This is a genomic window from Blattabacterium cuenoti (assembly GCF_014251695.1).
Taxonomy (GTDB): Bacteria; Bacteroidota; Bacteroidia; order Flavobacteriales; family Blattabacteriaceae; genus Blattabacterium; species Blattabacterium cuenoti_T.
Genome location: NZ_CP059195.1, coordinates 230945 through 254990 on the forward strand (window position 1 = coordinate 230945; position 24046 = coordinate 254990).

Here is a 24046-nt window from a genome sequence, read left to right on the forward strand (position 1 = left end):
TACTTCATATATTTTTAGCTAATTCTATAGCTTTAAATAAGGCCATCAACTTATTATTTACCTCTTCTAATTCTTTTTTTTCTTTAGAATCAGAAACGATACCTGCTCCAGCTTGAAAGAACAGAGTATTATTTTTACTTATAAAAGAACGAATCACTATGGCAGTATTAATACAAGAATTATTGAATCCAAAAAAACCAATAGCTCCTCCATATACCCCTCTATTTTGATTTTCAATTTTATCAATCAATTCCATAGCTTTATATTTAGGTGTTCCAGAAAGAGTTCCCGCAGGAAAAGTATCACCAAATACTTTTATAATTGATGTATTTTCTTCTACTTTTCCAGATACTTTAGAAACCATATGTAATACATGAGAAAAAATTTGAATTTCTTTAAATACTTCTACTTTTACGTTGGAAGAATTTTTACTCAGATCATTTCTAGCTAAATCTACTAACATAACATGTTCTGCATTTTCTTTTAAATTATTTGTAAGATATTTGGATAATTTTTTATCCTTCTCTTTATCTCCTGATCTTTGTATAGTCCCTGCTATTGGATTTATATAAGCTTTTTGGTTATTAATGATGAGTTGTGATTCTGGAGAAGAACCAAATAATTTATAGCTTCCATAATCGAAATAAAAAAGATATGGAGAAGGATTTATAAATCGCAAAGTACGATATACATTAAATTCATCTCCTTTAAATTTTTGTTGAAATTGACGAGATAATACAATTTGAAAAACATCTCCACGTAAACAGGCTTTTATTCCAAGAGATACCATTTTTTTATACTCTACATCTGTTACATTTGAGTAACGATTCCCAATAGATTTAAATGGAAAAGATGAAAAATTTTTCTTTTGAATCAATTCTATCAATTGATTTATGTAAGTTTTTTTTTCAATATTATAAAATTGATGTTCAATTACATATATTTCATGATGAAAATGATGGAATACAATCAAGTTTTTGTAAAAACCAAATCGGATCTTAGGAAGATTATATATTTCTTTAATTGGAGCGTGAAATTGAATATTTTCAAAATATTGAATACTATCATAAGATATATATCCATATAAACCTGAGTAATAATGAGAAATGCTTTTATTTTCATTTTTAAATTTTTGAAAAAAATCCTCTATGAAAATTTTTATATCTAATTTATCATTTATAAAAATATGTTTATGAACACAATTAGGATATGATATTCGTAATACATTTTGATCTAAAATAAGTTCAGAAACTGGATTTAGACAAAGAATGGAAGAATTATTTTTGGAAATTTTATAATCAGAAAATTCTAATAACAATGTATTAGGAAAAATATCTCTTAGTTTTAAATATAATTCTATTGGTGTAGTACTATCCGCCAAAATTTTTTTCTGAATAGTTCTAAAATTAAATTTAAACATGTATTATGGCATTTTGATATATATATATGATAAAAAAAAGGCTGTCATAAAGACAAGCCTAAAAAATATTGTTTATACAATATTTACTTTAATTGAAGAATCTCATTTTCATTCTAGATAAAGATAGAAATGACACTCAAATATAAATAAATTTTTTCTATTTGTGAAAATAAATTACAAATAGTCCAATTTATAATTCGATTATATGACAATAATCCTTTTGACTTTCTTCCTTTTTGTATCTCCTAATATGGGAGAAAAAAAAACAGAAAATGTGGAATTTTATCATCCTACTTATCAGGATTACAAATTTTGGACAGAAGAAAATAATCTAAAAAAATTTTTTTTAGAAAAATCTTTTTCCATAAAAAAATATTATTCTCATAATTTCTTTAAAAATGATAATATTGGGTATTTTTTAAATAAAAATCTGTTTATTCCTAATAAATACGAAACATATATACGAGAAAATTTTAACGAAAACATGCCTAAAAGAATATTTTTTTTTAAGGATCCTTTTTTTTATCGTGAAAAAATTCAATATTTTGATGTTAAAACTCCTATTACAGAAATTTTTTATATAAATAATTTTTTCGAAAAAGAAAAAACATTAGGTGGTTTTTTTTCTCAAAATTTTAATGAAAAAATTAATTATTCCATAGAATATAGAAACTCTAATTTAAAAAATGAACTTGACTTAAAAAAAAGTAAAGATTTAGCATTAGCGACCTTTAATTATCAAGATAAAAAAAATAATTACAATTATAAATTATGGGGACATTATATTTATCAAAAATTTTATATAAAAGAAAAAGAAGAATTTCCAAAATGGAATATTAGAAATTATGAAAACATTTTTTTTTATCATAAAAAATTAATTCATAGAAGATTTTATATAAATTTTGTTAAAAAAATTTATTCTATACAAGAAAAAAATAGATCATTATTTTTGAAAACTTATATGGAATATGAAAAATATTCTAAAGGTCATTTATATCAAAATTTACAAAAGAAAATCAATCATTATTATTTAAGAAATGGTTTATTTTTAATTTTTAATCAAAAAAAAATCAATATAGAAGTAGGATCTATTTTTGATAGAATACATTATCAATTATTAAATAACATATTTTTTAATAAAAATAAAAATATCAATAGTTTATCAATACAAACAAAAGTCCATTATCCTATTAATAATGTTTTCGAATTTTATTCAAATGGAAAATGGATTATAGAAAATAATAATATTAAAAAATCTCATATTCAGGCTAATATTGTGTTAAATACATTTTTAATTTCCAAATTTCGCTTTTTCACTCAATTTAGAATTAATGAAAATAATAATGGTATTTACAATAATTTTATTCCTATTCATGTTTTAAAAAATAATCAAGATTTTTATAAAAATGAACAAGAAAATATATTTTTTTTTAACAGAGAAAAAGTTCTAAATTTTTATTTAAGTTCTTATGAAAAAAAATATTGTATTTTTTTTTATATATCTAGATTGAATCATTCTTATCAAGATGATAAAGAAATAGAAAAATTTTTATATCGTAAATATATCCACTTATATGGATTTAAAATCGAAACGACACATGATATATGGAAGTTTCAATTAAATAATATTTTATTATATCAAAAATATAATTCTGATCCATTAATTTTTTCTATTCCAAATTTTTTATATAGAAGTACAATATTTTATAAAAATAATTACTTTCATAAAGCGTTATTTATACAAACAGGTTTTTCTTTTCATTATTTAAGTAAATTTGATCACCAAAAAATTTATTATCCTTTTAATTTTAAAACTTTTTTTAAAGAAAAAGAATGTATAAAAAATAAAATTGGAGGAATTCCTTTTGTTGATTATTTCTTTAATTTTAAAATATATAGAACTATATTTTACTTCAACATTCAAAATATAGGATTTTATGACATTTATAATCCTAATAAATTATTTATTAAAACAGGTTTTTTATGGAATCTTTTTACTTAATTATAAAAATTAATTTGTAAAAAAACGTAATTTTATTTGTAAAAAATTCATAAAATGAATAAGTTTTTTTATTTTATATTATTCTTTTTAATGTCTTTGTTTTCTTTTTCACAAGATAGGAATGGGATAAATGGGAAAGATATAGAAATTGAAAATGTAATTAAATATGTTAAAACATATGCTGTTTTTGCTATTGAAGAAATGGAAAAATTTGGAATTCCGGCTAGTATTAAATTGGGGCAAGGTATTTTAGAATCTTCTAGTGGAACTAGCTATTTATCTAAAGCTACGAATAATCATTTTGGAATTAAATGTGGAAAAAATTGGATGGGTGATGTTTATTTTTATGATGATGATAATCCGAAAGAGTGTTTTCGAAAATATAATTCTGTGCAAGAATCTTTTCATGATCATTCTAAATTTTTACAACAACCACGTTATTCGAAATTATTTCAATTAAAAAAAGATGATTATCAAGCTTGGGCTGTAGAACTAAAAAAAGCCGGTTATGCTACTTCTTTAAATTATGCCAATTTGTTAATTGATCAAATCAACAAATATTATTTATGGAAGTTTGATAAAACTCCTTCTTTTAGTATAGAAAAAAGAATTAATCAATATTTGAATGATATGAATGATATAATGAAAAAAAATAAAAATAAAGATTCTTTTTTTATAAAATTTAGTAAAAAATTACGTTTTTTTTATAAAATTTTTATTTTAATCAAACAAAAATTTAATCATGTAAAAATTAATCATTTTTTGAATTAAAATTTATTGAATATGAATCCTAATAATTTAAGGTATAGTAAAAATCATGAATGGATATGCATGCCTGATGACAAAAATAATGCTTATGTAGGTATTACTCATTTTGCTCAAAATGAGTTAGGAGATATTGTTTACTTAGATATAGAAGATTCTATAATAGGGGAAAAAATAAAAGCAGAGAATTCATTTGGAACAATAGAAGCGGTAAAAACAGTTTCAGATTTATTTATGCCTATTTCGGGTTATATTCTTGAAATTAATAATCAATTATTATCCAAACCAGAATTAATTAATAAAATTTCTTACTGCGAAGGATGGATTATAAGAATAAAAATTCTAGAATTTAAGGAATATGATAAATTAATGTCTTATACAGAATACCAAAAATATATACATAAATCTATGTAATCAGGATATAAAATATGAAAAAACAGAAAATTTTTGATTTTCTTGATGATGAAAAGATTGCAGATAAAATAATTGATTTTAAACATAAAAACATTACCACAGTTCGTTTTTTAATTCCTTCTATTCACTGTAGCTCTTGTGTTTTGATTTTGGAAAGTTTATCTAAAATACATCATAACATTTTTAATTCTACTGTTGATTTTACTAGTAAACAAGTCCGGATTACTTTTGATCATATTGCTTTAAAAATAAGTGATATAGCTGAGTTTCTTTCTCGAATGGGGTATAAACCATCTGTCAATTTTGAATCAATAGAAAACAAAAAAAATAATCCAAATTTATTTGGAAGAAAATTGATAGGAAAACTAGCTATTTCTTTTTTTTGTTTTGGAAATATTATGCTTTTGGCAATTCCAGAATATGTTGGGGCTAAACAAGATATATGGTTTTTGGAAAATCGTAATTTTTTTCGCTATCTCATGGTCATTTTATCTTTACCTGTAGTAATGTTTTCTTTTATTGATCATATAAAATATGCTGTATTAGGATTAAAAAAACATGTTTTGAATATGAATGTTCCAATTTCTATTGGAATATTAGTTCTGTTTTTATGGAGTTGTTATGAAGTTTTCTTTGATTTAGGTTCTGGGTATTTTGATAGCCTTTCTAGCTTTTCATTATTTCTCCTTATGAGCAAAATCTTTCAAATACACACACATAATAAAATTTTATCTTTTGATAAAAATTATAAATCTTTTTATCCAGTTTTAATAACAAAAATACATAATAATGAAAAGAAAGAAAAAATTTTTCTTTCTCTTTTAAAAAAAGGAGATATGATTTTAATAAGAAATGAGGAAATTGTACCTGCTGATTCTGTATTAATAAAAGGGAATGCAGTATTAGATAATAGTTTTATTACAGGAGAATCCTATTTGATTAATAAAAAAATGGGAGAAAGAATATACGCTGGTTCTAAACAAAAAGGAGAAGCTATTATTATAAAAGTGATAAAAAATGTAGATCATAGTTACTTAAGTTTATTATGGAATAAAAGTAAATCTAATCAGTCTCGTCATAAAAAATTATTTGATTTGAATTCAATATCTACTAAATTTAGTCAATATTTTACTCCTGTTATTTTGATAATTTCAATCATAACTGGAATATATTGGTCTTTTAGTAATGATGTTTCAAAAATTTTTCAGACAGTTTTTTCCGTTTTGATTATTACTTGTCCTTGTGCTTTAGTCCTTTCTACTCCATTAATTTTTGGAAATATTATACGTTTTTTTTCCAAAAAGGGTTTTTATGTAAAAGATATTTTCACAATGGAAAAAATTTCTTTAGCCAAAACTTTAATTTTTGATAAAACGGGAACTATAACTGATCTAAATAAAGAAAAAATTTTTTTTGTAGGAAATATGAAAAATGAAGAAAAAAAAATTATAGCTTCTTTATTAAAAAACTCAAGTCATCCTTTAAGTCAAAAAATATTATCAGAATTATCTGTAAAAAATTTTTATTTGATAAAAAATTTTAAAGAAATTATAGGGAAAGGATTAGAAGGGGTCATTAAAAATATACCAGTTAAAATCGGTTCTGCAAAATATTTGGAAATTAAAAATAAAATGATGAATGAAAACGATATTAATCAAACAACAGTTTTTATTTCTATTAATAATAAGTTTGTAGGTTATTTTCTATTTAGAAATTTCTATCGTGAAGGAATAGAAAAAATGTTTCAAAATTTAAAAAAATATAAAATTATTATTCTTTCTGGAGATCATAATAATTTAGAAGAAAAGTATTTGAAATCGATTTTACCAAAATCAAGTAAAGTTTATTTTAATCAAAGTCCAGAAGATAAACTAAATTATGTTAAAAAATTACAAAGAAAAGGAGAAAGAATTATAATGTTTGGAGATGGAATTAATGATTGTGCGGCTTTAAATCAAAGTGAAGTAGGAATTTCTGTATCCGAAAATACAACGAGTTTTTTTCCAAGTTGTGACGCTTTTATGCAATCCAATTGTTTGAATAAAATTTTTTTATTTTTAAAAATATCCAAAGTATCTTCAAAATTAGTCTTGATTAATTTTATGATTAGTTTGTTTTATAATAGTATAGGTATTTTTTTTGCAATAACCGGGAATTTAAAACCTTTTATAGCTGCTATTTTAATGCCTTTGAGTTCTTTTTCCGTTATTTTTTTTTCTGTTATATCTACTTGGATTATTTCACGAAAATTAATATTTTAGTTTATTTTTTAATTATGGATATATTAATTATTATGATATTATCTAGTATTTCTTTAGGAGCATTTTTTCTCATATTTTTTTTAATTTGTCTTTATTCTGGACAATTTGATGATTATGAATCTCCTAGTGTTAGAATTTTAATTGATGATTTTTGAAAAAAATTGAATGTTCTGATGACATTAAAAACATATTATTATAATAACAGTATTGTTAAAGCTTTTTTATATGCTACAATATTTTGGGCCCTTATTGGATTTTTAGCTGGATTATTTATAGCTCTATTATTATTTTTTCCTGAAGTTCCTGAACTTATTTTTGGTAATAACCTGAAGGATTCTCAAGGAATAATGGGGTTTGGAAGATGGAGAATGTTACATACAAGTACTACTGTTTTTGCTTTTGTAGGAAATGTTATTTTTACAGGTTATTATTATGCTTTACAACGTATATTAAGAACAAGAATTTTTAGTGATATTCTCAGTTGGATTCATTTTTGGGGATGGCAAATATTTATTATTTCTACTTGGATAACTTTTTTATTAGGAATTAATACAAGTAAAGAATATGCTGAACATGAATGGCCTATAGATATAGGAGTATTTTTTATTTGGATTATTTACGGAATAAATATGATTGGCAGTATTATGAAAAGAAAAATTAAACATTTATATGTTAGTGTTTGGTTTTTATTAGGAACATGGGTTGCTGTAGGGATGTTGCATGTATTTAACAATTTGGAATTACCTATATCTCTTTTATCTTTTAAAAGTTATTCTATATATGCTGGAGTACAAGATGCTTTGATGCAATGGTGGTATGGACACAATGCTGTAGCATTTATTTTAACCACCCCCATATTAGGATTAATGTATTATTTTGTTCCAAAAGCATCTAATCAACCCATTTTTTCTTATAAACTTTCTATTATACATTTTTGGTCATTAATATTTATATACATTTGGGCTGGGCCTCATCATTTAATGTATACATCTCTTCCTAATTGGGCTCAAATGTTGGGGACTATTTTTTCAATTATGCTGATTGCTCCTTCATGGGGAGGAATGTTAAACGGATTGCTCACTTTAAGAGGGGCTTGGGATCAAATGAAAACAAATCCTATTTTGAAGTTTTTTGTAGTTGGAATTACTTGTTATGGAATGGCAACTTTTGAAGGACCTATGTTAGCGACTAAAACTCTAAATTCTATAGGACATTTTACAGATTGGGTAATAGCTCATGTTCATCTGGGGACTTTGGGTTGGAATGGTTTTATGGCTTTTGGAATTATATATTGGTTGATTCAAAAAATATGGAATACAAAATTGTATTCTACATTATTAGCTAATATTCATTTTTGGTTAGGTGTTTTTGGTATTATATTATACATTTTTCCCTTGTATTTTGGATCTATTTTACAATCTATTATGTGGAAAAAATTTAATCCTGATGGAACATTAGCTTATAAAAATTTCTTAGATTCTGTTTTATCTATTCTTCCATTTTATAAAATGAGATTTATCGGTGGAATTATTTATTTTTTAGGTTTTGTTCTAATGATTTATAATATTATTAAAACAATTCAAAAAGGTAATTCATTAGATAATGAGGAATTTAAATGCGATCCATTTTATGAAAGAGTAAAAGATAAAGGAGAAACATTTCACGGTTGGTTAGAAAGAAAACCAATACAATTGACAATTCTTTCTTTTATAGTAGTAGCTATTGGAGGTTTTATTGAAATTATACCTACTTTAGTGATTAAATCTAATGTTCCTACTATTCATAATGTTAAACCTTATAAAGCCTTAGAATTAGAAGGTAGGGATTTATTTGTTAGAGAAGGATGTAATGCATGTCATAGTGCTCAAATTCGTCCATTTAGAGATGAAGTTGTCCGTTATGGAGAGTATTCTAAAGCTGGAGAATTTGTGTATGATCATCCATTTCTTTGGGGATCTAAACGAACTGGCCCAGATTTAGCTAGAGAAGGAGGAAAAAATCCTAATTCCTGGCATTTTAATCATATGTATAATCCTCGTTCTACCTCTCCTGGATCGATTATGCCAAGATATCCTTGGTTAATTTATAATAAATTGGATAGATCTAATACAGAAAAAAAAATGAAAGCAATGATAAAATTAGGAGTTCCATATACTTGGGAATATATAAAAAATATAAATAAGGATATGGATCGTCAAGCAAATAAAATTGTATACGATATTTATGAAGAATATCCAAGTTTAAAAAAAGAAATAGATCAACAAAGAAAAATCGAAAAAAAACAATTTATTCCATTAGAAAAAAGAGAAATTATAGCTCTGATTGCATACTTACAGCGATTAGGTACAGATATAAAATCTTAATGGATATAAGAAAAAAAGTTCATGATAAGTTTTTTTAAACAATATTTTACAGAAGAAAAAAATATCGGTATTTTTCAAACTGTTATGTTAATTTTATTTTTTTTAGCATTTTTTTTTATAATATTTTTTGTGTTTTCAAAATCTAAAAAGTTTTATCATAAAATAAGTTTAATTCCTTTAGAATTAGAAAAAGAAAAAAAAAGGAAAGGTTATGAGATCTAAAATTCCTTCTTTTATTATGATACCCTCCCTATTATCTGTTATAACATTCATGTTTTATGTATTTTGTGTAAGTTATAATCACATATCTTATTTAGTTCATCCTATTACTATATTTTTTTTTATTATAATTACGGCATTATTGTATGTTTTGGAATCTATTAATCATTTAATTTTTATAAAAAAATTACAATTTTTGTCAAAAGAAGAAAAAAAAAAGATTTTGGAAGAAAATGAAGGGAATTATTTTTATAGATTTTACAGATTTATATTTTACGAATCTAAAAAAATGAATTATGATGGAGTTAAAAAAATAGATCATGGATTTGATGGAATCATAGAATTAGATAATAAATTACCTATGTGGTGGGTCCATCTTTTTTATATTACAATTGTTTTTTCCGCAATTTATTTTTTTTCTTATTTATTAATAGATTTTTCCGATCCTTATAAAGAATATAATATCGCTTATAAAAATCAATTAAAAGAAATTGAAATTTTTGAAAAAAATACTCCACAAGTAACTGTAGAAAATGCATTTTTTAAGAAGGGGTTAATCAATAGTGGAAAAATTCTTTTTGAGGAAAATTGTGCTACTTGTCATAAATCGGATGGAAGTGGAAATATAGGTCCCAATTTAACAGATGATTATTGGATCAATGTAAAAGAAAAAGATTTATTTAAAAATATATTTTCTGTAATATGGAATGGAAGTGATAATAATCCAACTATGCGTGCTTTTGGAAAATCAGGAGAAATTAAAGGAAATGATATTGAAAAAATATCTAGTTATGTTTATTTTATCAATAAACAATCTAAAAAACCTTTAACAGGTAAAGTTCCTCAAGGGGTAAGAATAACAAATAAAATGGAATCAGAAATAAATTATACCTGATTTTTATATCAGTTAAGTAATCTATTTTTTTGATTCAAAAAATATTTAAAGTTTAAGTTATGAAAATTAAATTCAGTTGGGATATTGGAATCGTGTTATCTTTAGTTTTTTTTATAATTTTTATTACTTACATTGCTTTCTTTTTTCCACATGTAGGAAGTCAACTTGTATCAGATAGATATTATGAAGAAGAAATCAAATATCAAGAAATTATAAATGAAAAAAAAAATGTATTAGAACTTCCTATAAAAATAAAAATTTTTATTCTCTATTCTGGAATAGAGATAATCTTTCCTCCTGTTAATAATGATATTTATGGCTTTTTTACTTTATTTAGATCTTCTTCTCAAGATTTAGATTTTACGCAATCTTTCAAAATATTGAAATCTTCAAAAAAAATATTATTTATTCCTAAAAAAATTTTAAGAAAAGGATATTATAAACTTATAATCAGATGGAAAACAGATAAAAAATTTTTTTTTGAAAAAGATATTTTTTGGCATTAAAAATGATAAAATTTTTTATCTGTTTTCCAAATTTTAATATTATAAAATATAATGAGAAAAAATATAAGTAATCTTCGTGAAGAATCTTTAAATTATCATAGTCAGTTTCCTTCTGGAAAAATACAAATCACTCCTACAAAGAAATATAACAGTCAAAGAGATTTATCACTTGCTTATTCTCCAGGAGTTGCTGAACCTTGTAAGGAAATTGCTCGTTCTTCTATAGAAGTATATAAATACACATCTAAAGGAAATCTTGTTGCAGTGATTACTAATGGATCTGCTGTATTAGGTCTTGGTGATATTGGAGCATTAGCCTCTAAACCAGTAATGGAAGGAAAAGCTCTTTTATTTAAAATATTTTCCGGTATTGATGTTTTTGATATAGAAATAGACGAATCTGATCCAGAAAAATTTATAGAAACAGTAAAAGCGATTGCCCCTACTTTTGGAGGAATTAACCTAGAGGATATAAAAGCTCCAGAAGCTTTTGAAATAGAAAGAAGATTGAAAAAAGAATTGAATATTCCTGTCATGCATGATGATCAACATGGAACGGCTATTATTTCTGGAGCGGCACTAATTAACGCTATTACTTATGTAGATAAAAAAATTTATGATATTAAAATGGTAATTAATGGAGCTGGAGCTGCAGCTATTTCTTGTGCAAGAACATATAAACAACTTGGAGTTAAACCTGAAAATATTCTTATGTTTGATAGCAAGGGACTATTACATATTTCAAGAAAAGATTTAAATAAAGAAAAAAAAGAATTCTCCGTCAATACTTATCCAATAAAAAAACTGGAACAGGCTATTCATAATGTAGATGTTTTCATCGGTTTATCTGTAGGTGGAGTATTAACACCGAATATGTTAAAAAGTATGGCTAAAAATCCAATTGTATTTGCGATGGCTAATCCTGATCCAGAAATCAATTATAATTTGGCTATCAAAGTACGTCCAGATGTTATTATGGCTACAGGGAGAAGTGATTTCCCTAATCAGGTGAATAATGTATTAGGATTTCCTTATATATTCAGAGGAGCATTAGATGTTCATGCTAATGTGATCAATGATGAAATGAAACTCGCAGCAGTACATGCCATAGCTTCTTTAGCAAAAGAACCTGTTCCAGAACAGGTAAATATTGTTTATAATAAAAAAAACCTTTCTTTTGGAAAAGAGTATATCATTCCAAAACCTTTTGATAATCGTTTAATTACTAGAGTAGCTCCTGCTGTAGCAAAAGCGGCCATGGATTCCGGAGTAGCAAAGAATCCTATTTTAGATTGGAAAATCTATAAAGAAAAATTACTTGATAGAATGGGATATGAAAGTAAAATGCTTCGAATGATTCAAAATAGAGCACGAACAAATCCTAAAAAAGTTGTTTTTTGCAATGGGGAAGAATATGATATTCTTAAGTCTGTTCAAATTCTTCACGAAGAAGGAATTATTTCTCTTCCCATAGTTCTAGGAAATGAGGATCGTATTAAACATTTAATACATGAAAATAATTTAGATGTTGAATTAAAAATTATAGACCCAGAAAAAGAAGAAAATCAAGTAGAATGCTTTGCCAAAATACTTTGGAAAAGAAGGAATAGAAAAGGTTTAACTTTATATGATTCTAAAATTCGTATGCGGACTAATGATCATTTTGGAGCTATGATGGTAGATCAAGGGAAAGCAGACGCCGTGATTACTGGATATTCTAGAAGTTTTTCATTAAGTTTACGTCCTATGTTAGAAGTTATAGGTAAAGATAATTTTGTTCATAAAACGGCAGGAATGATGATTTTATTAACAAAACGAGGTCCTTTATTTTTAGCAGATACAGCTGTAATTCCAGATCCAACAAGTGAAGAATTAGCTAGAATAGCTCTAATGGCTTCTCATGTAGTTAAAGGTTTTGATATTGAACCACGTATAGCTATGTTATCTTTTCAGAATTTTTCATCTAATTCAAAAACATCTTATAAAGTTTCTCAAACGGTGGCCTTTTTACATAAAAAATACCCAAATTTGATAGTAGATGGAGAAATACAACCTGATTTTGCTCTGAATGAATTTTTATTATCTAAAAAATTTCCTTTCTCTAAACTTGTGAAAAAAAGAGCAAATATTTTTATTTTTCCCAATTTAGAATCAGGAAATTTGACTTATAAGTTTATTAGAGGATTAGGAGAGGTACAGACTATAGGTCCTATAATGTTAGGAATGCGTAAACCTGCACATGTTATGCAGATGCAATCTAGCATAGAAGAAATAGTTAATTTAGCTACTTTATCTGTAATAGATGCACAAATTAGGCAAAATTAAAAATATGCGTTTTAAAAAATACTTTTTCACCAAAAAGAATTCGTACTTTTTTTTCAAAAAAAAAGGGAATAGAATTAGACGTATAAAAAATAGGAAATCTATTCCAGGTGTAGGGAGTATGTAAACATAATAATTCTTTTTCATTTAATTTTTCTTTTATTTCTTTCACTACTATTTTTTGTATATCAATTAAATGAACTTTCCCATGATAAAAATCTTCTATTTCTTTTTTTAAGAATAGATAATGAGTACAAGCCAATAATATTGCATCTATTGATTTTAAATGATTTAAATAATTTTTTATAATAGGATTTATTTTTCTCATTTTCCAACCATTTTCTATAATGGGAGCTAATAAAGGAGCAGATATTTGAATGACATCTAAATGACGATAGTATTTTTTTATTTTTTTTGGATAAAAGTTTGAATGTATAGTAGCAGGTGTAGCGATAATTCCTATTTTTTTATAGGAAAGAAAAATTGTACTTTTTACTACAGGATCGATGACATTGAATATTAACATTTTTTTATAAAATTTTTTTTGGATAAAATCTAAAGCATTAGATGCGATAGAATTGCATGCTATAACTAAAGCTTTACAATTTTTTTTATAAAGAAACGAAGCAATTTTTATAGAATTTTTAACAATAAAATCTTTAGATTTTTCCCCGTAAGGCATATTTTTTGTATCACCAAAATAAATAAAATACTCATTGGGCATCTGTATTTTCATTTCTTTAGCGATAAGAAGTCCGCCGATTCCAGAATCCAATATTCCTATTGGAGATAATGAACTTATTTTCATTTCCAAATGAAATTAAAGGAAAAATAAATTATAAAAGATAATACAGATAAAAAAAAATGAAAAAACATTAATAATAATTGATAAAAACTTAACAAAGTATAATAAAAAATACGATTTTTATTTTATAATATTTTTTCCCCCCATAAACATAAAATATATATCATTATCATAATTAAAATAACTATCAATAAAAAAGCAATAAAATAATGAAATTTTAGTAAAAACTTCATAAATCATTAATTTCATTAAGAGATGAGAGATAATTTTTGACTCAATTTTTTCTTTAATCTAGCAGCTTTATTAACATGTATAATATTTTTTTTTGCTAACTTATCTATCATAGAAATAACAATAGAATATTGTTTTTTATTTTTATCTGTTAATAATTTTTTTATAGCTGTCTTAGTACTTTTATATACGTATTTGTTACGTAAACGTTTAATATGATTTTGTCTTATTTTTTTTAAAGAAGATAAATGATTTGCCATACATAAAGAATAATTATAGCCCATAGGGGAATCGAACCCCTCTTTCCAGGATGAAAACCTGACGTCCTAACCAATAGACGAATGGGCCTTTAATCAAAAAATTAAAAACACAAATTAAATTTTTTTTATATTTAATACAAGTATTTTATTTATATTTGATAATCTCTTTTTTGTATTTATTTTTAATAAAAAAAGTTTATTATAAATTATAAAATTATTTTATTTCTATTTTATTATAAATATGGAGGAAATACTAAATATGGAATAACTTTTTTTATTAAAAAGGATTTTTTTACACAAGAACATATAAAAAATAAATCATGTAGGAATGGTAATACATATTACCAATAAATAATAACATATTTTTTATTCACGCATCTACATATAATGGAGTAATTATATCAAACAATACTGGAATCATAGATTTATGATAGTAAGAATAATTCTTTATTTTTCATAATAATTCATTAAAAAACCTAAAGACTCTAAGTCCTTCCAAAAATTAGGATATGATTTTTCTACTACGTTTGGATTTTCTATTTGAATAAAATCTGAACATAATCCAAATGGAGTAAAAGACATTGCCATTCTATGATCTTGATAAGTTTTAATTCTAATAAAAGAATCAATTTTTTTTTTATAAAAATCTGTTATTTCTAAACAAGAATCCGTAATTTTTGTGATCACTCCAAATTTTAAAAGCTCTTCTTTTAATGCTTTCAATCTATCTGTTTCTTTAATTTTCAATGTTTCTAATCCTTTAAAACTACATTTTATGCCAATAGCCGCACAAGTAATAACTATAGTTTGAGCAAGATCTGGTGTTTTATTTAAATCTAATTCAATAAATTTTGGGTATAAAAAATTCAATTTTTTCTTTAATATTATGATATTTTTATCAAAAATGGTAGAGATTCCAAAATATTTATCATATATATAAGAAATTTTTTTATCACCTTGTAAACTATCATTGCTATATGAACGTAAAATAATATGACTTTTATTTGCAATAGTAGCCATAGAATAATAGTAAGAAGCAGAGCTCCAATCTGATTCAACATAAAAACATTTTTTCCCCTTATTCTTAACTGGATAAATATGGATATTTCTTTTTTTCCAATCAGCTTTGATTCCAGCTAGAGTCAGTAAATCAAAAGTCATTTTTATATAGGGAAGAGATGTAATGTTTCCTTTTAGAAAAATTTTTAAACCCATTTTCAATTGACTAGCTATTAACATAAGAGAACTTATATACTGACTACTAATTTTTGCATTCATATTTATTTCTCCTCCTAATATTTTTTTACCAAAAATTTGTATTGGAGGAAATCCTTCTTTTTCTAAATAATCAATTTTAGACCCTAGCCCTCTTAGAGCTTCTACAAGTATAGAAATAGGTCTTTCTTTCATTCTATCTGATCCTGTTAATATTACTTTTTTTCCTTCTTGTATAGAAAAATAAGAAATTAAAAAACGCATAGCTGTTCCAGCATGATGAATATCTAACATATTAGAAGTACTTAGTAAACTGTTTTTTAATACTTCTGTATCTTCACAATTAGAAAGATTTTCAATATGAATATCATCTTTATAAAGAGCTTTTAAAATTAAAAGACGGTTAGATATACTTTTAGATCCCGTTATAGATACAGTCCCATATAAGGAACTCCTATTTTTATAAATCTTAATGTAAGAAGACATATTTTATTTTAATTTTTTATTTTGATGATGTCTATCATGATCTCTAATTTCCTTTTTTTTTAATTTTCTATAAAAGGATTTTTCCAAATCAATTCCAGTCTGATTTGCTAGACAAACTATAATAAATAATACATCTGATAATTCTTCTCCAAGATCTTCATCTTTTTTACAATTTTTTTTTTTCGATTGTTCTCCATAATTTCTAGCAATAATCCTAGAAACTTCACCTACTTCTTCAGATAAAAGAATTGTGTTAGTTAACACATCAAAATAACGAATTCCATGATTGACTATCCAATTATGAACTAAGTTTTGTAAACTTTTTATTTTCAAAATTTATCGTTTATTTTTATTATTCAAAACAAATTGTACATGATTTATAATAGAATCACGATTAATATTATATTTTTTTAAAAGTTCCATAGGTTTTCCACTTTCTCCAAAAGTATCGTTAACAGCTACTAAACTTTGAATAACAGACTGTTGTTTATTATGAGTAGTCAATACTCTAGCAATACTTTCTCCTAACCCACCCCAATAATTGTGTTCTTCTGCAGTAACAATACATTTTGTTTTATTAATAGACTTTAAAATAGTATTGTTATCTAATGGCTTAATTGTGTGAATATTAATGACTTCACATTCTATACCTTTTTTTTCGTATAAAATTCTAGAGGCTTCTAAAGATTCCCATACCAAATGGCCTGTACTAATAATAGTAACATCTTTCCCCTCCGTTAATACTAATGCTTTTCCTATTTCAAATGTCTTATTTTTATCTGTAAAATTAGCTACAGCAGGACGACCAAAACGTAAATATACTGGCCCTAAGTAATTCGATATAGCTAAAGTAGCTGCATAAGTCTGATTATAATCACAAGTATTAATCACGGTCATTCCGGGTAACATTTTCATCATTCCTATATCTTCCAAACTTTGATGTGTTGCTCCATCTTCTCCTAGAGTTAATCCAGAATGAGAAGCACATATTTTAACATTTTTGTAAGAATATGCAATAGATTGACGTATTTGATCGTAAACACGAGATGTCGCAAAATTAGCAAATGTTCCAGCAAATGGAATGTATTCTCCAATGCTCAATCCAGCTGCTATACCTATCATATTAGCTTCTGCTATTCCTATTTGGAAAAATCTTTCAGGAAATTCTTTAGAAAACTTATCCATAAATAAAGATGTTGTAAGATCGGCACATAATGCTACCACTTTATGATTTGTACTCCCCAAAAAAGTTAAAGCTTCCCCAAAGCCTGCTCTAGTTTCTTTTAGCCCTTTATTTTCATATTGTTTCATAAAAAAAATATATATTATATTGGATAGTCTCCTAAAGGAGTTTCAGGAAGTTGCTCTAAAGCTTTTTTTAATTCATCTTCATTAGGGGCCTTTCCATGCCATGCATTATTTCCAACCATAAAATCTACACCGTACCCCATTTTTGTATATAATATGATTAAAACAGGTTTTCCTTTTCTAGTTTCATTCTTGGCTTTTTTTAAAATATGAATTACTTTTTCAATATTATTTCCTTCTAATTCTTCTATAACTTTCCAATCGAATGACTCAAATTTTTTTTTTAAATTTCCTAGAGGTAATACTTCATCTGTAGTTCCATCTATTTGTTGTCCATTATAATCTATAGTAGCTATATAATTATCAATTTTTCTAGAACCTGCATATAAAACTGCTTCCCAAATTTGTCCTTCATTTAATTCTCCATCTCCATGTAAACTGTAAATAATACTACTATATTCTTTACTAAGTTTTTTTGATAAAGCCGCACCAATGGATACTGACATACCTTGTCCTAAAGAGCCAGAAGAAATTCGTATTCCTGGGAGTCCTTCATGTGCAGTTGGATGTCCTTGTAAACGAGAATGTAACTTCCTAAAAGTAGATAATTCTTTAATTGAAAAAAAGCCAGAACGAGCTAATATACTATAATAAACAGGAGATATATGTCCATTAGATAAGAAAAAAAGATCTTCCCCTTTCCCATTCATATAAAATTTTTTAGAATTATAATGCATGATTTTTTGATATAAAGCAACAAAATATTCTGTACATCCCAAAGATCCACCAGGATGTCCAGATTTAGCGTCATTTACCATCCGTAAAATATCTCTTCTTACTTGAATACACAAATCGTTTAAATAACGTACATTCATTTTTTTCAATTTTTGTTTGTATATTTTTTATATTTTTCAATTTTTTTTACAAAAGTAATAATTAATTATGTAATATTATATAATTATGAGCATTCTAATAAATAGAAAAGCAAGATTTAAATATCATTTTTTAGAATATTATATCGCTGGTATACAATTGTTTGGAACAGAAGTTAAATCAATAAGAGAAAATAAGGCCAATATCATGGATAGTTTTTGTCAAATAAAAAATGGAGAATTATATTCTATCAATATGTATGTGGCTGAATATAAATTTGGAACTACTTGGAATCATTCAAGTAGAAGAGAAAGAAAATTGTTATTGAAAAAACAAGAATTAATAAAATTATATAAAAAATTAAAAAATTCTGGTTTAACTTTAATTCCCATAGAATTATTTTTTAATGATAAAGGATACATAAAAATGAGAATAGTTTTGGCTAAAGGGAAAAAAATATATGATAAACGTGAAGCTTTGCGCAAAAAAGATTTTTTTAGAGAAATCAAACAATCTTTCAAATTTAAAAATCGTGTTTAATTTATTTATTTTTGAAATCAAATATTTATATATTTGTTTAGATTTAAAGAAATTATAGTTTTATGAAAAACGTCAATTTTTTTATTGTTGCTTTATTTGCTTTCTTTTCGTCTGTCTTTTCCCAAGATTCGAAAGAAAAATGGTTTATTCGGATAGGAGCACATGATATTAATTATTATCCTATAAGGTCGCCTTTTAAAGATTTTTTTATGAAAAAAAATAATAATTTTAATCCCGTTATTTCTAGTATAGAACTAGAACATAATATAAAAAAACATATAGGGTTGTATTTAGATGCTTCATTAGGAATGGTAGATAATCCAAGATGGAAAGTGGGAAATAGTTTTTTTATGAAATTTAGTCATGGGGTTCATTTATATATTTTACCTCATTACAAGTTTGATCCTTATTTAAGATTAGGAGGTGGTTATCATAAGTATAATAATTATCTTAACAAAGAGTTGAGAATTTCAGAGACCCAATATTTTAAAACGAATAAAAAGAACTTTTTTCTATTAGATGGAGGTTTAGGTTTAAATTTATGGTTGGTTTCTAATTTTGGAATTAATTTACAAAGCACTTATAATCATGTGTTTGCTAAACAATCCAATGATTTTTTAAATTTTTGGAAACATAATGTAGGATTAATATTTCGTTTTGGAAATTTAAAAATCAATCATGATCATACCAAAATTGTAGCAGAAACAGATCAAGATAATTCTTTTGTTCCTGTTGAAAAAGAAGAAGAAAAAAAAAATAAAATTTGTTGTAAAGAAGACTCAGATGATGATGGAATTTTAGATAAGGAAGATTTATGCCCAAATCAATTTGGATTTAGGAAATTTAAGGGGTGTCCTGATACAGATTTAGATAATATTCCAGATTATGAAGATAAATGTCCTAATAAATTTGGAAAAAAAGAAAATAAAGGATGTCCTGATGTAGTTTTTAGTCCAATTTTATTTTATTTGAGTAAATATTCATTATCTCCTCATTATTTAAGGATTATTAATGAAATTGCTGAAATCATGATAAATAGTCTTCCGGATTATAAATTTTATATAAATGGATACACAGATTCTCATGGAAAATCCCATTTTAATAAAATTTTATCTATAAAAAGAGCAAATTCCGTATTTGAAGCTTTAGTTTCTAGAGGTGTTGATCCTTCTAGGATAGAAGTGAGAGGATTAGGAATAGAAAAGAAAAAAGGACGACGTGTTGAAATCATAATACGAAAGTCATAACAACCAAAAAATAAAAAAGCCTCTTATTTTATTTAAGAGGCTTTTTTATTTTTTGGTTGGATTGTTATGTGTATGAAAAGAAATATATATACTTACTTGATAAAGTATGAAAATAGGAATCAATACTATAATTGTACTTAAAATATCTCCAGGTGTTATAGCAGAAGCTATAACTAACATAATCAAAAAAGCATGTTTTCTGTATTTTTTTAAAAAAATATAAGATATTAATCCCATTTTAGTAAGAAAAAATATAAAAAATGGAAATAAAAAAATAAGACCCATAGAAAACACTGAATGTACAATTAAATAAATATAATCTGATAAATCAAATATGTTTTTTGGTACATTACTTATTATAAAAGAATGTCCAAAATGAATCAAAAATGGACATAATATAAAATAACCGAAAAAAATTCCTGATAAAAATAAAAAAGTAACCATAATCAGTATACATAGAGTATTTTTTTTTTCTTTCTCCGAAAGAGCTGGTTTTATAAATTTCCAAAATTCATAAAAAAGATAAGGAAAAGATAAGATAACTCCTCCTATGAAGCAAGTCCATACATAAATATTAAATTGTCCAAATATTTGTCTATTCTGTATCTCTAAATTTTTAGATAAAAAAGAAACGGATTTAAAATGTTCCCCTAAAAAGGAATTAGCTAATTTATAAAATATACGGTAAGTAATGAAATCTGTTTTTGCTGGGCCAAAAATAATACGATCAAATATTATATTTTTATTATTCATTAAAACAATCATTGCAATGATTATTGCGCAAAAACAATGAATTATATGTTTTCTTAATTCCTCAATATGTTTCCAAAACGGCATTTTATTTTCCTTCATAAAAATTATATTTTATAAAATAATACTTCTTTACAAGATAAATTGTAATTTGTGTGTTAAATTTCATATAAATGAAATGTGGAATTATAGGTCTCCCAAATACAGGAAAATCAACATTTTTTAATCTAATTTCTAATTCTAAAGCTTTATCAAAAAATTTTCCTTTTTGTACTATAGAACCTAATTATGGAATTACAAAAGTTCCAGATGAGAGACTGTATAAACTAAAAACAATCATTAATCCGATGAAAATAATTCCATCTGAAATAAAAATAGTAGATATAGCTGGATTAATTAAAGGATCCCATAGAGGAGAAGGTTTAGGAAATAAATTTTTATCTCATATTCGTGAAATCAATGTAATTATACACATGATACGTTTCTTTCATGAGATAAATATTATTCATGTAGAAGGAAGTATAAATCCTATTAGAGATAAAGAAATTATTGATACGGAATTACAATTAAAAGATTTAGAAACGATAGAAAAAAGATTAGAAAAAGTAACTAAAAAAAATAAAACCAATAAATATACAGATATACTGAAAAAAATTTTTTCTTTTTTAAGAAAAGGGAAAAATATTAGAATGTATCCATTTAAATATGATGAAAAAGAACATATAAAAGATTTACAGTTACTAACTATTAAACCTGTTATTTATGTCTGTAACATAGATGATAAGTTGAATCCTAAAACTAATTTATATATAGAAAAAATGAAAAAAATAGTAGAAACAGAAAATTCTACTTTAATAACTTTATCATTGAAAAAAAATAATCTAGGAATAGATCAAGTACTTAAAAACACTTATAAATTATTAAACTTACAAAGTTTTTTTACGGTAGGAAAACAAGAAATTCGATCTTGGTCAATTCCAAACCCATGCACTGCTTATGAAGCATCTTCAGTTATTCATACAGATTTTAAAAAAAAATTTATTAAAGCAAAAGTTATTCATTATGATGATTTTATAAAATATGAATCTGAAGAAAATGTAAAAAAAGCAGGAAAAGTATTATTAGCAGGAAAAAATTATTTTATTAAAGATGGAGATATTGTTGACTTTCGGTTAAATCAATGAAAAATTGATTTATTATTATTAATTGTTTGTAAAGTTTCAAAAATTAATAATACAGCTTGTTCTACATCTTTTTTATGAACCATTTCTACTGTGGTATGCATATATTTAAGAGGGATAGAAATTAAACCAGATAATACCCCCTTATTGGAATAAGCAAAAGCATCTGTATCTGTTCCTGTATATCTAGATGATACTAAACGTTGAAAATGTATTTTTCTATTTTTGGCAGTAGAAATAATTAATTCTCTAACATTTTTATGTATTGAAGGAGCATATCCAATGACAGGACCTAATCCGCATTTAACATCCCCTTGTATTTTTTTATCAATCATAGGACCATAAGTATCATGAGTTACATCTGTTACAATAACTACATTAGGTTGTATAGTTTTAGATATCATTTTAGCTCCTTTTAATCCCACTTCTTCTTGAACTGAATTTACTATATATAATCCAAATTTTAAATCAATCCCATTTTCTATTATCATTTTTGCTACTTCTGCTATAATAAAACCTCCTATTTTATTATCTAATGCTCTAGATACAAAATAATTGTGATTCATAATAAAAAACTTATCAGGATAAGTTATTATACAACCTACATGAACCCCCATATTCATTGCTTCCGCTTTATTGGAAACCCCAATATCTACAAATATATTATCTATATTTGGAGATTTTTCTTCTGAAGATTTTCTTGTATGAATAGCAGGCCATCCAAATACTCCATGAACTAATCCTTTTTCCGTATGAATAATTACTATTTTTGATGGAGCAATTTGGTGATCGGATCCTCCATTACGAGAGACATATATGATTCCTTCTTCTGTGATATAATTAACGCACCATGATATTTCATCAACATGAGCTTCAATAATTAATTTATATGGAGAATTAGGATTAATAATTCCTACTGCTGTCCCATATAAATCGGTTTGAATTTTTTCTACATAAGAACTAATATGATTGATCCATATTTTTTGTCCTTCACTCTCATCTCCTGTTGGAGAAAATTCATTTAAATATTTTTCAAGAAATTTAATAGAATCACTATTAATTGAATATAAATAATTATTCATTTGTTCTATTTATTTAAAACATTAAACTAATCTTTCTAACTTTCTAAACAAGAATGGATCCTTTAAATATAAATTTAACATTTCCGGTTAAGGTAATATTTTTATATTCATTTTTTGTTTTTGTCAATGTAACCCATAATTTACCTCCAAGAGTTTGAACTAAAATTTCTCCAACTTTTATTTTATTTGTTTCACATGAAGCAATAACAGAGGCAACGACTCCAGTTCCACAAGATAAAGTTTCGTCTTCTACTCCTCTTTCATAAGTACGTACTTGTAGCGTATTATTTTCAAGTATTTTAACAAAATTAACATTGACTCCTTTTTCTAAATAAGGATTTTTAAATCTGATTTTCTTTCCTTCTTTATACACATTTTTTTCTTTTATATCTTCCACAAAAAGAATATGATGTGGAGATCCTGTATTTAAAAAAACGTATTTTGAATGAAGTTTTATTGTGTTTTTATTTACATTAAGTAAATTGATAGAAATTAAATCCTTATTATTATTCCTTATAATAAAACCATCATGATACCCATCTATAGCTCGAAAATGAATTTTATTTTTTTTATATATTCCTAATTGATTAGCAAAAGAAATAGCACATCTTCCCCCATTTCCACACATCGTACTTTCTTTCCCATCTGAATTATAATATTTCATATAAAAATCACTTTTATATTCATCATCATTATCATTTTGAATCAAAACAATTCCATCCGCCCCAATCCCAAAATGTCTATCACACAATTTATTGAATAAAAAAGGATCTTCTATATTTTGTTGTCTAGAATCTATAAGTATAAAATCATTTCCCGTACCTTGATATTTATAAAATTTCAATTCCATAATAACGAAGTTAATATTATTTTTTTGAACTATAAAATTATTAATTTCCAT

Annotated in this window: 23 protein-coding genes and 1 tRNA gene; 13 read left to right on the plus strand and 11 right to left on the minus strand. The window is 24.8% G+C overall.

The genetic code is table 11. From position 1 onward, the window contains the following. Positions 1–4 precede the first annotated feature (4 nt). Positions 5–1420: an anthranilate synthase component I family protein gene (locus H0H62_RS01090; protein ID WP_185860908.1), complete on the minus strand. Its 1416-nt coding sequence runs from the start codon at positions 1418–1420 to the stop codon at positions 5–7. 205 nt (positions 1421–1625) lie between these two features. On the opposite strand from H0H62_RS01090, the gene H0H62_RS01095 reads away from it, so the two are divergent. From H0H62_RS01095 to H0H62_RS01140, 10 genes are read left to right on the plus strand one after another with little or no spacing between them, the layout of a single operon-like run. Then, entirely contained in the window at positions 1626–3422 is a 1797-nt protein-coding gene (locus H0H62_RS01095; protein ID WP_185860909.1) for a putative porin, read from the plus strand. Positions 3423–3476: 54 nt separating this feature from the next. Beyond that, positions 3477–4193: a glycoside hydrolase family 73 protein gene (locus tag H0H62_RS01100; RefSeq protein WP_185860910.1), complete on the plus strand. Its 717-nt coding sequence runs from the start codon at positions 3477–3479 to the stop codon at positions 4191–4193. A 12-nt stretch (positions 4194–4205) separates the two neighbouring features. After that, the gene (gene gcvH / locus H0H62_RS01105) at positions 4206–4601 is read left to right on the plus strand and encodes a glycine cleavage system protein GcvH (protein WP_185860911.1); all 396 of its coding nucleotides are present in this window, start codon (positions 4206–4208) and stop codon (positions 4599–4601) included. Positions 4602–4615: 14 nt separating this feature from the next. Further along, positions 4616–6862 (plus strand): heavy metal translocating P-type ATPase, encoded by a 2247-nt coding sequence (locus H0H62_RS01110; RefSeq protein ID WP_185860912.1) that lies wholly within the window; start codon positions 4616–4618, stop codon positions 6860–6862. Between the two features lie 14 nt (positions 6863–6876). Beyond that, positions 6877–7017 carry a cbb3-type cytochrome oxidase assembly protein CcoS gene (ccoS, locus tag H0H62_RS01115; protein ID WP_185860913.1) on the plus strand — a complete coding sequence of 47 codons (141 nt, stop codon included), beginning with the start codon at positions 6877–6879 and terminating at the stop codon, positions 7015–7017. Between the two features lie 18 nt (positions 7018–7035). Then, the gene (ccoN, locus tag H0H62_RS01120) at positions 7036–9225 is read left to right on the plus strand and encodes a cytochrome-c oxidase, cbb3-type subunit I (protein WP_185860914.1); all 2190 of its coding nucleotides are present in this window, start codon (positions 7036–7038) and stop codon (positions 9223–9225) included. Positions 9226–9246: 21 nt separating this feature from the next. Continuing rightward, complete coding sequence (locus tag H0H62_RS01125; protein ID WP_185860915.1) at positions 9247–9447, plus strand: cytochrome oxidase; 201 nt, start codon at positions 9247–9249, stop codon at positions 9445–9447. Further along, positions 9437–10339: a cbb3-type cytochrome c oxidase N-terminal domain-containing protein gene (locus H0H62_RS01130; protein ID WP_185860916.1), complete on the plus strand. Its 903-nt coding sequence runs from the start codon at positions 9437–9439 to the stop codon at positions 10337–10339. The genes H0H62_RS01125 and H0H62_RS01130 overlap by 11 nt, the downstream gene beginning before the upstream one ends. Positions 10340–10398: 59 nt before the next feature. Next, positions 10399–10845, plus strand: coding sequence for a FixH family protein (locus tag H0H62_RS01135; RefSeq protein WP_185860917.1), 447 nt, complete (start codon positions 10399–10401; stop codon positions 10843–10845). Positions 10846–10896: 51 nt separating this feature from the next. Next, positions 10897–13170, plus strand: coding sequence for an NADP-dependent malic enzyme (locus H0H62_RS01140; protein ID WP_185860918.1), 2274 nt, complete (start codon positions 10897–10899; stop codon positions 13168–13170). Here H0H62_RS01140 and murI read toward each other — a convergent pair. The 7 genes from murI to H0H62_RS01175 form a co-directional block, all read right to left on the minus strand. Beyond that, positions 13157–13975 (minus strand): glutamate racemase, encoded by an 819-nt coding sequence (murI, locus tag H0H62_RS01145; protein WP_185860919.1) that lies wholly within the window; start codon positions 13973–13975, stop codon positions 13157–13159. The two genes, H0H62_RS01140 and murI, sit on opposite strands and share 14 nt — an antisense overlap. A gap of 245 nt (positions 13976–14220) precedes the next feature. Continuing rightward, entirely contained in the window at positions 14221–14463 is a 243-nt protein-coding gene (rpsT, locus tag H0H62_RS01150) for a 30S ribosomal protein S20 (RefSeq protein WP_185860999.1), read from the minus strand. 16 nt (positions 14464–14479) lie between these two features. Further along, positions 14480–14551: transfer RNA gene (locus tag H0H62_RS01155), tRNA-Glu, on the minus strand. A gap of 359 nt (positions 14552–14910) precedes the next feature. Continuing rightward, positions 14911–16164, minus strand: a complete 1254-nt coding sequence (locus H0H62_RS01160) for a 3-phosphoshikimate 1-carboxyvinyltransferase (RefSeq protein WP_185860920.1) — start codon at positions 16162–16164, stop codon at positions 14911–14913. 3 nt (positions 16165–16167) lie between these two features. Further along, complete coding sequence (locus H0H62_RS01165; protein ID WP_185860921.1) at positions 16168–16497, minus strand: nucleotide pyrophosphohydrolase; 330 nt, start codon at positions 16495–16497, stop codon at positions 16168–16170. Positions 16498–16500: 3 nt separating this feature from the next. Further along, positions 16501–17475, minus strand: coding sequence for a transketolase family protein (locus tag H0H62_RS01170; protein WP_185860922.1), 975 nt, complete (start codon positions 17473–17475; stop codon positions 16501–16503). A 14-nt stretch (positions 17476–17489) separates the two neighbouring features. Beyond that, entirely contained in the window at positions 17490–18347 is an 858-nt protein-coding gene (locus tag H0H62_RS01175) for a transketolase (RefSeq protein ID WP_185860923.1), read from the minus strand. Between the two features lie 85 nt (positions 18348–18432). On the opposite strand from H0H62_RS01175, the gene smpB reads away from it, so the two are divergent. Both smpB and H0H62_RS01185 read left to right on the plus strand, forming a co-directional pair. Further along, positions 18433–18885, plus strand: coding sequence for an SsrA-binding protein SmpB (gene smpB, locus H0H62_RS01180; RefSeq protein ID WP_185860924.1), 453 nt, complete (start codon positions 18433–18435; stop codon positions 18883–18885). A gap of 62 nt (positions 18886–18947) precedes the next feature. Further along, positions 18948–20132 carry an OmpA family protein gene (locus H0H62_RS01185; RefSeq protein ID WP_185860925.1) on the plus strand — a complete coding sequence of 395 codons (1185 nt, stop codon included), beginning with the start codon at positions 18948–18950 and terminating at the stop codon, positions 20130–20132. A 45-nt stretch (positions 20133–20177) separates the two neighbouring features. On the opposite strand, the gene tatC is transcribed toward H0H62_RS01185, so the two are convergent. Then, the gene (gene tatC / locus H0H62_RS01190) at positions 20178–20984 is read right to left on the minus strand and encodes a twin-arginine translocase subunit TatC (protein WP_185860926.1); all 807 of its coding nucleotides are present in this window, start codon (positions 20982–20984) and stop codon (positions 20178–20180) included. Between the two features lie 71 nt (positions 20985–21055). On the opposite strand from tatC, the gene H0H62_RS01195 reads away from it, so the two are divergent. Further along, positions 21056–22066, plus strand: a complete 1011-nt coding sequence (locus H0H62_RS01195) for a redox-regulated ATPase YchF (RefSeq protein WP_185860927.1) — start codon at positions 21056–21058, stop codon at positions 22064–22066. Here H0H62_RS01195 and H0H62_RS01200 read toward each other — a convergent pair. Continuing rightward, positions 22060–23145 carry a zinc-binding metallopeptidase family protein gene (locus H0H62_RS01200; RefSeq protein ID WP_185860928.1) on the minus strand — a complete coding sequence of 362 codons (1086 nt, stop codon included), beginning with the start codon at positions 23143–23145 and terminating at the stop codon, positions 22060–22062. The genes H0H62_RS01195 and H0H62_RS01200 overlap by 7 nt on opposite strands. Positions 23146–23188: 43 nt before the next feature. Beyond that, positions 23189–23995: a diaminopimelate epimerase gene (dapF, locus tag H0H62_RS01205; RefSeq protein WP_185861000.1), complete on the minus strand. Its 807-nt coding sequence runs from the start codon at positions 23993–23995 to the stop codon at positions 23189–23191. Between the last annotated feature and the right edge of the window lie 51 nt (positions 23996–24046).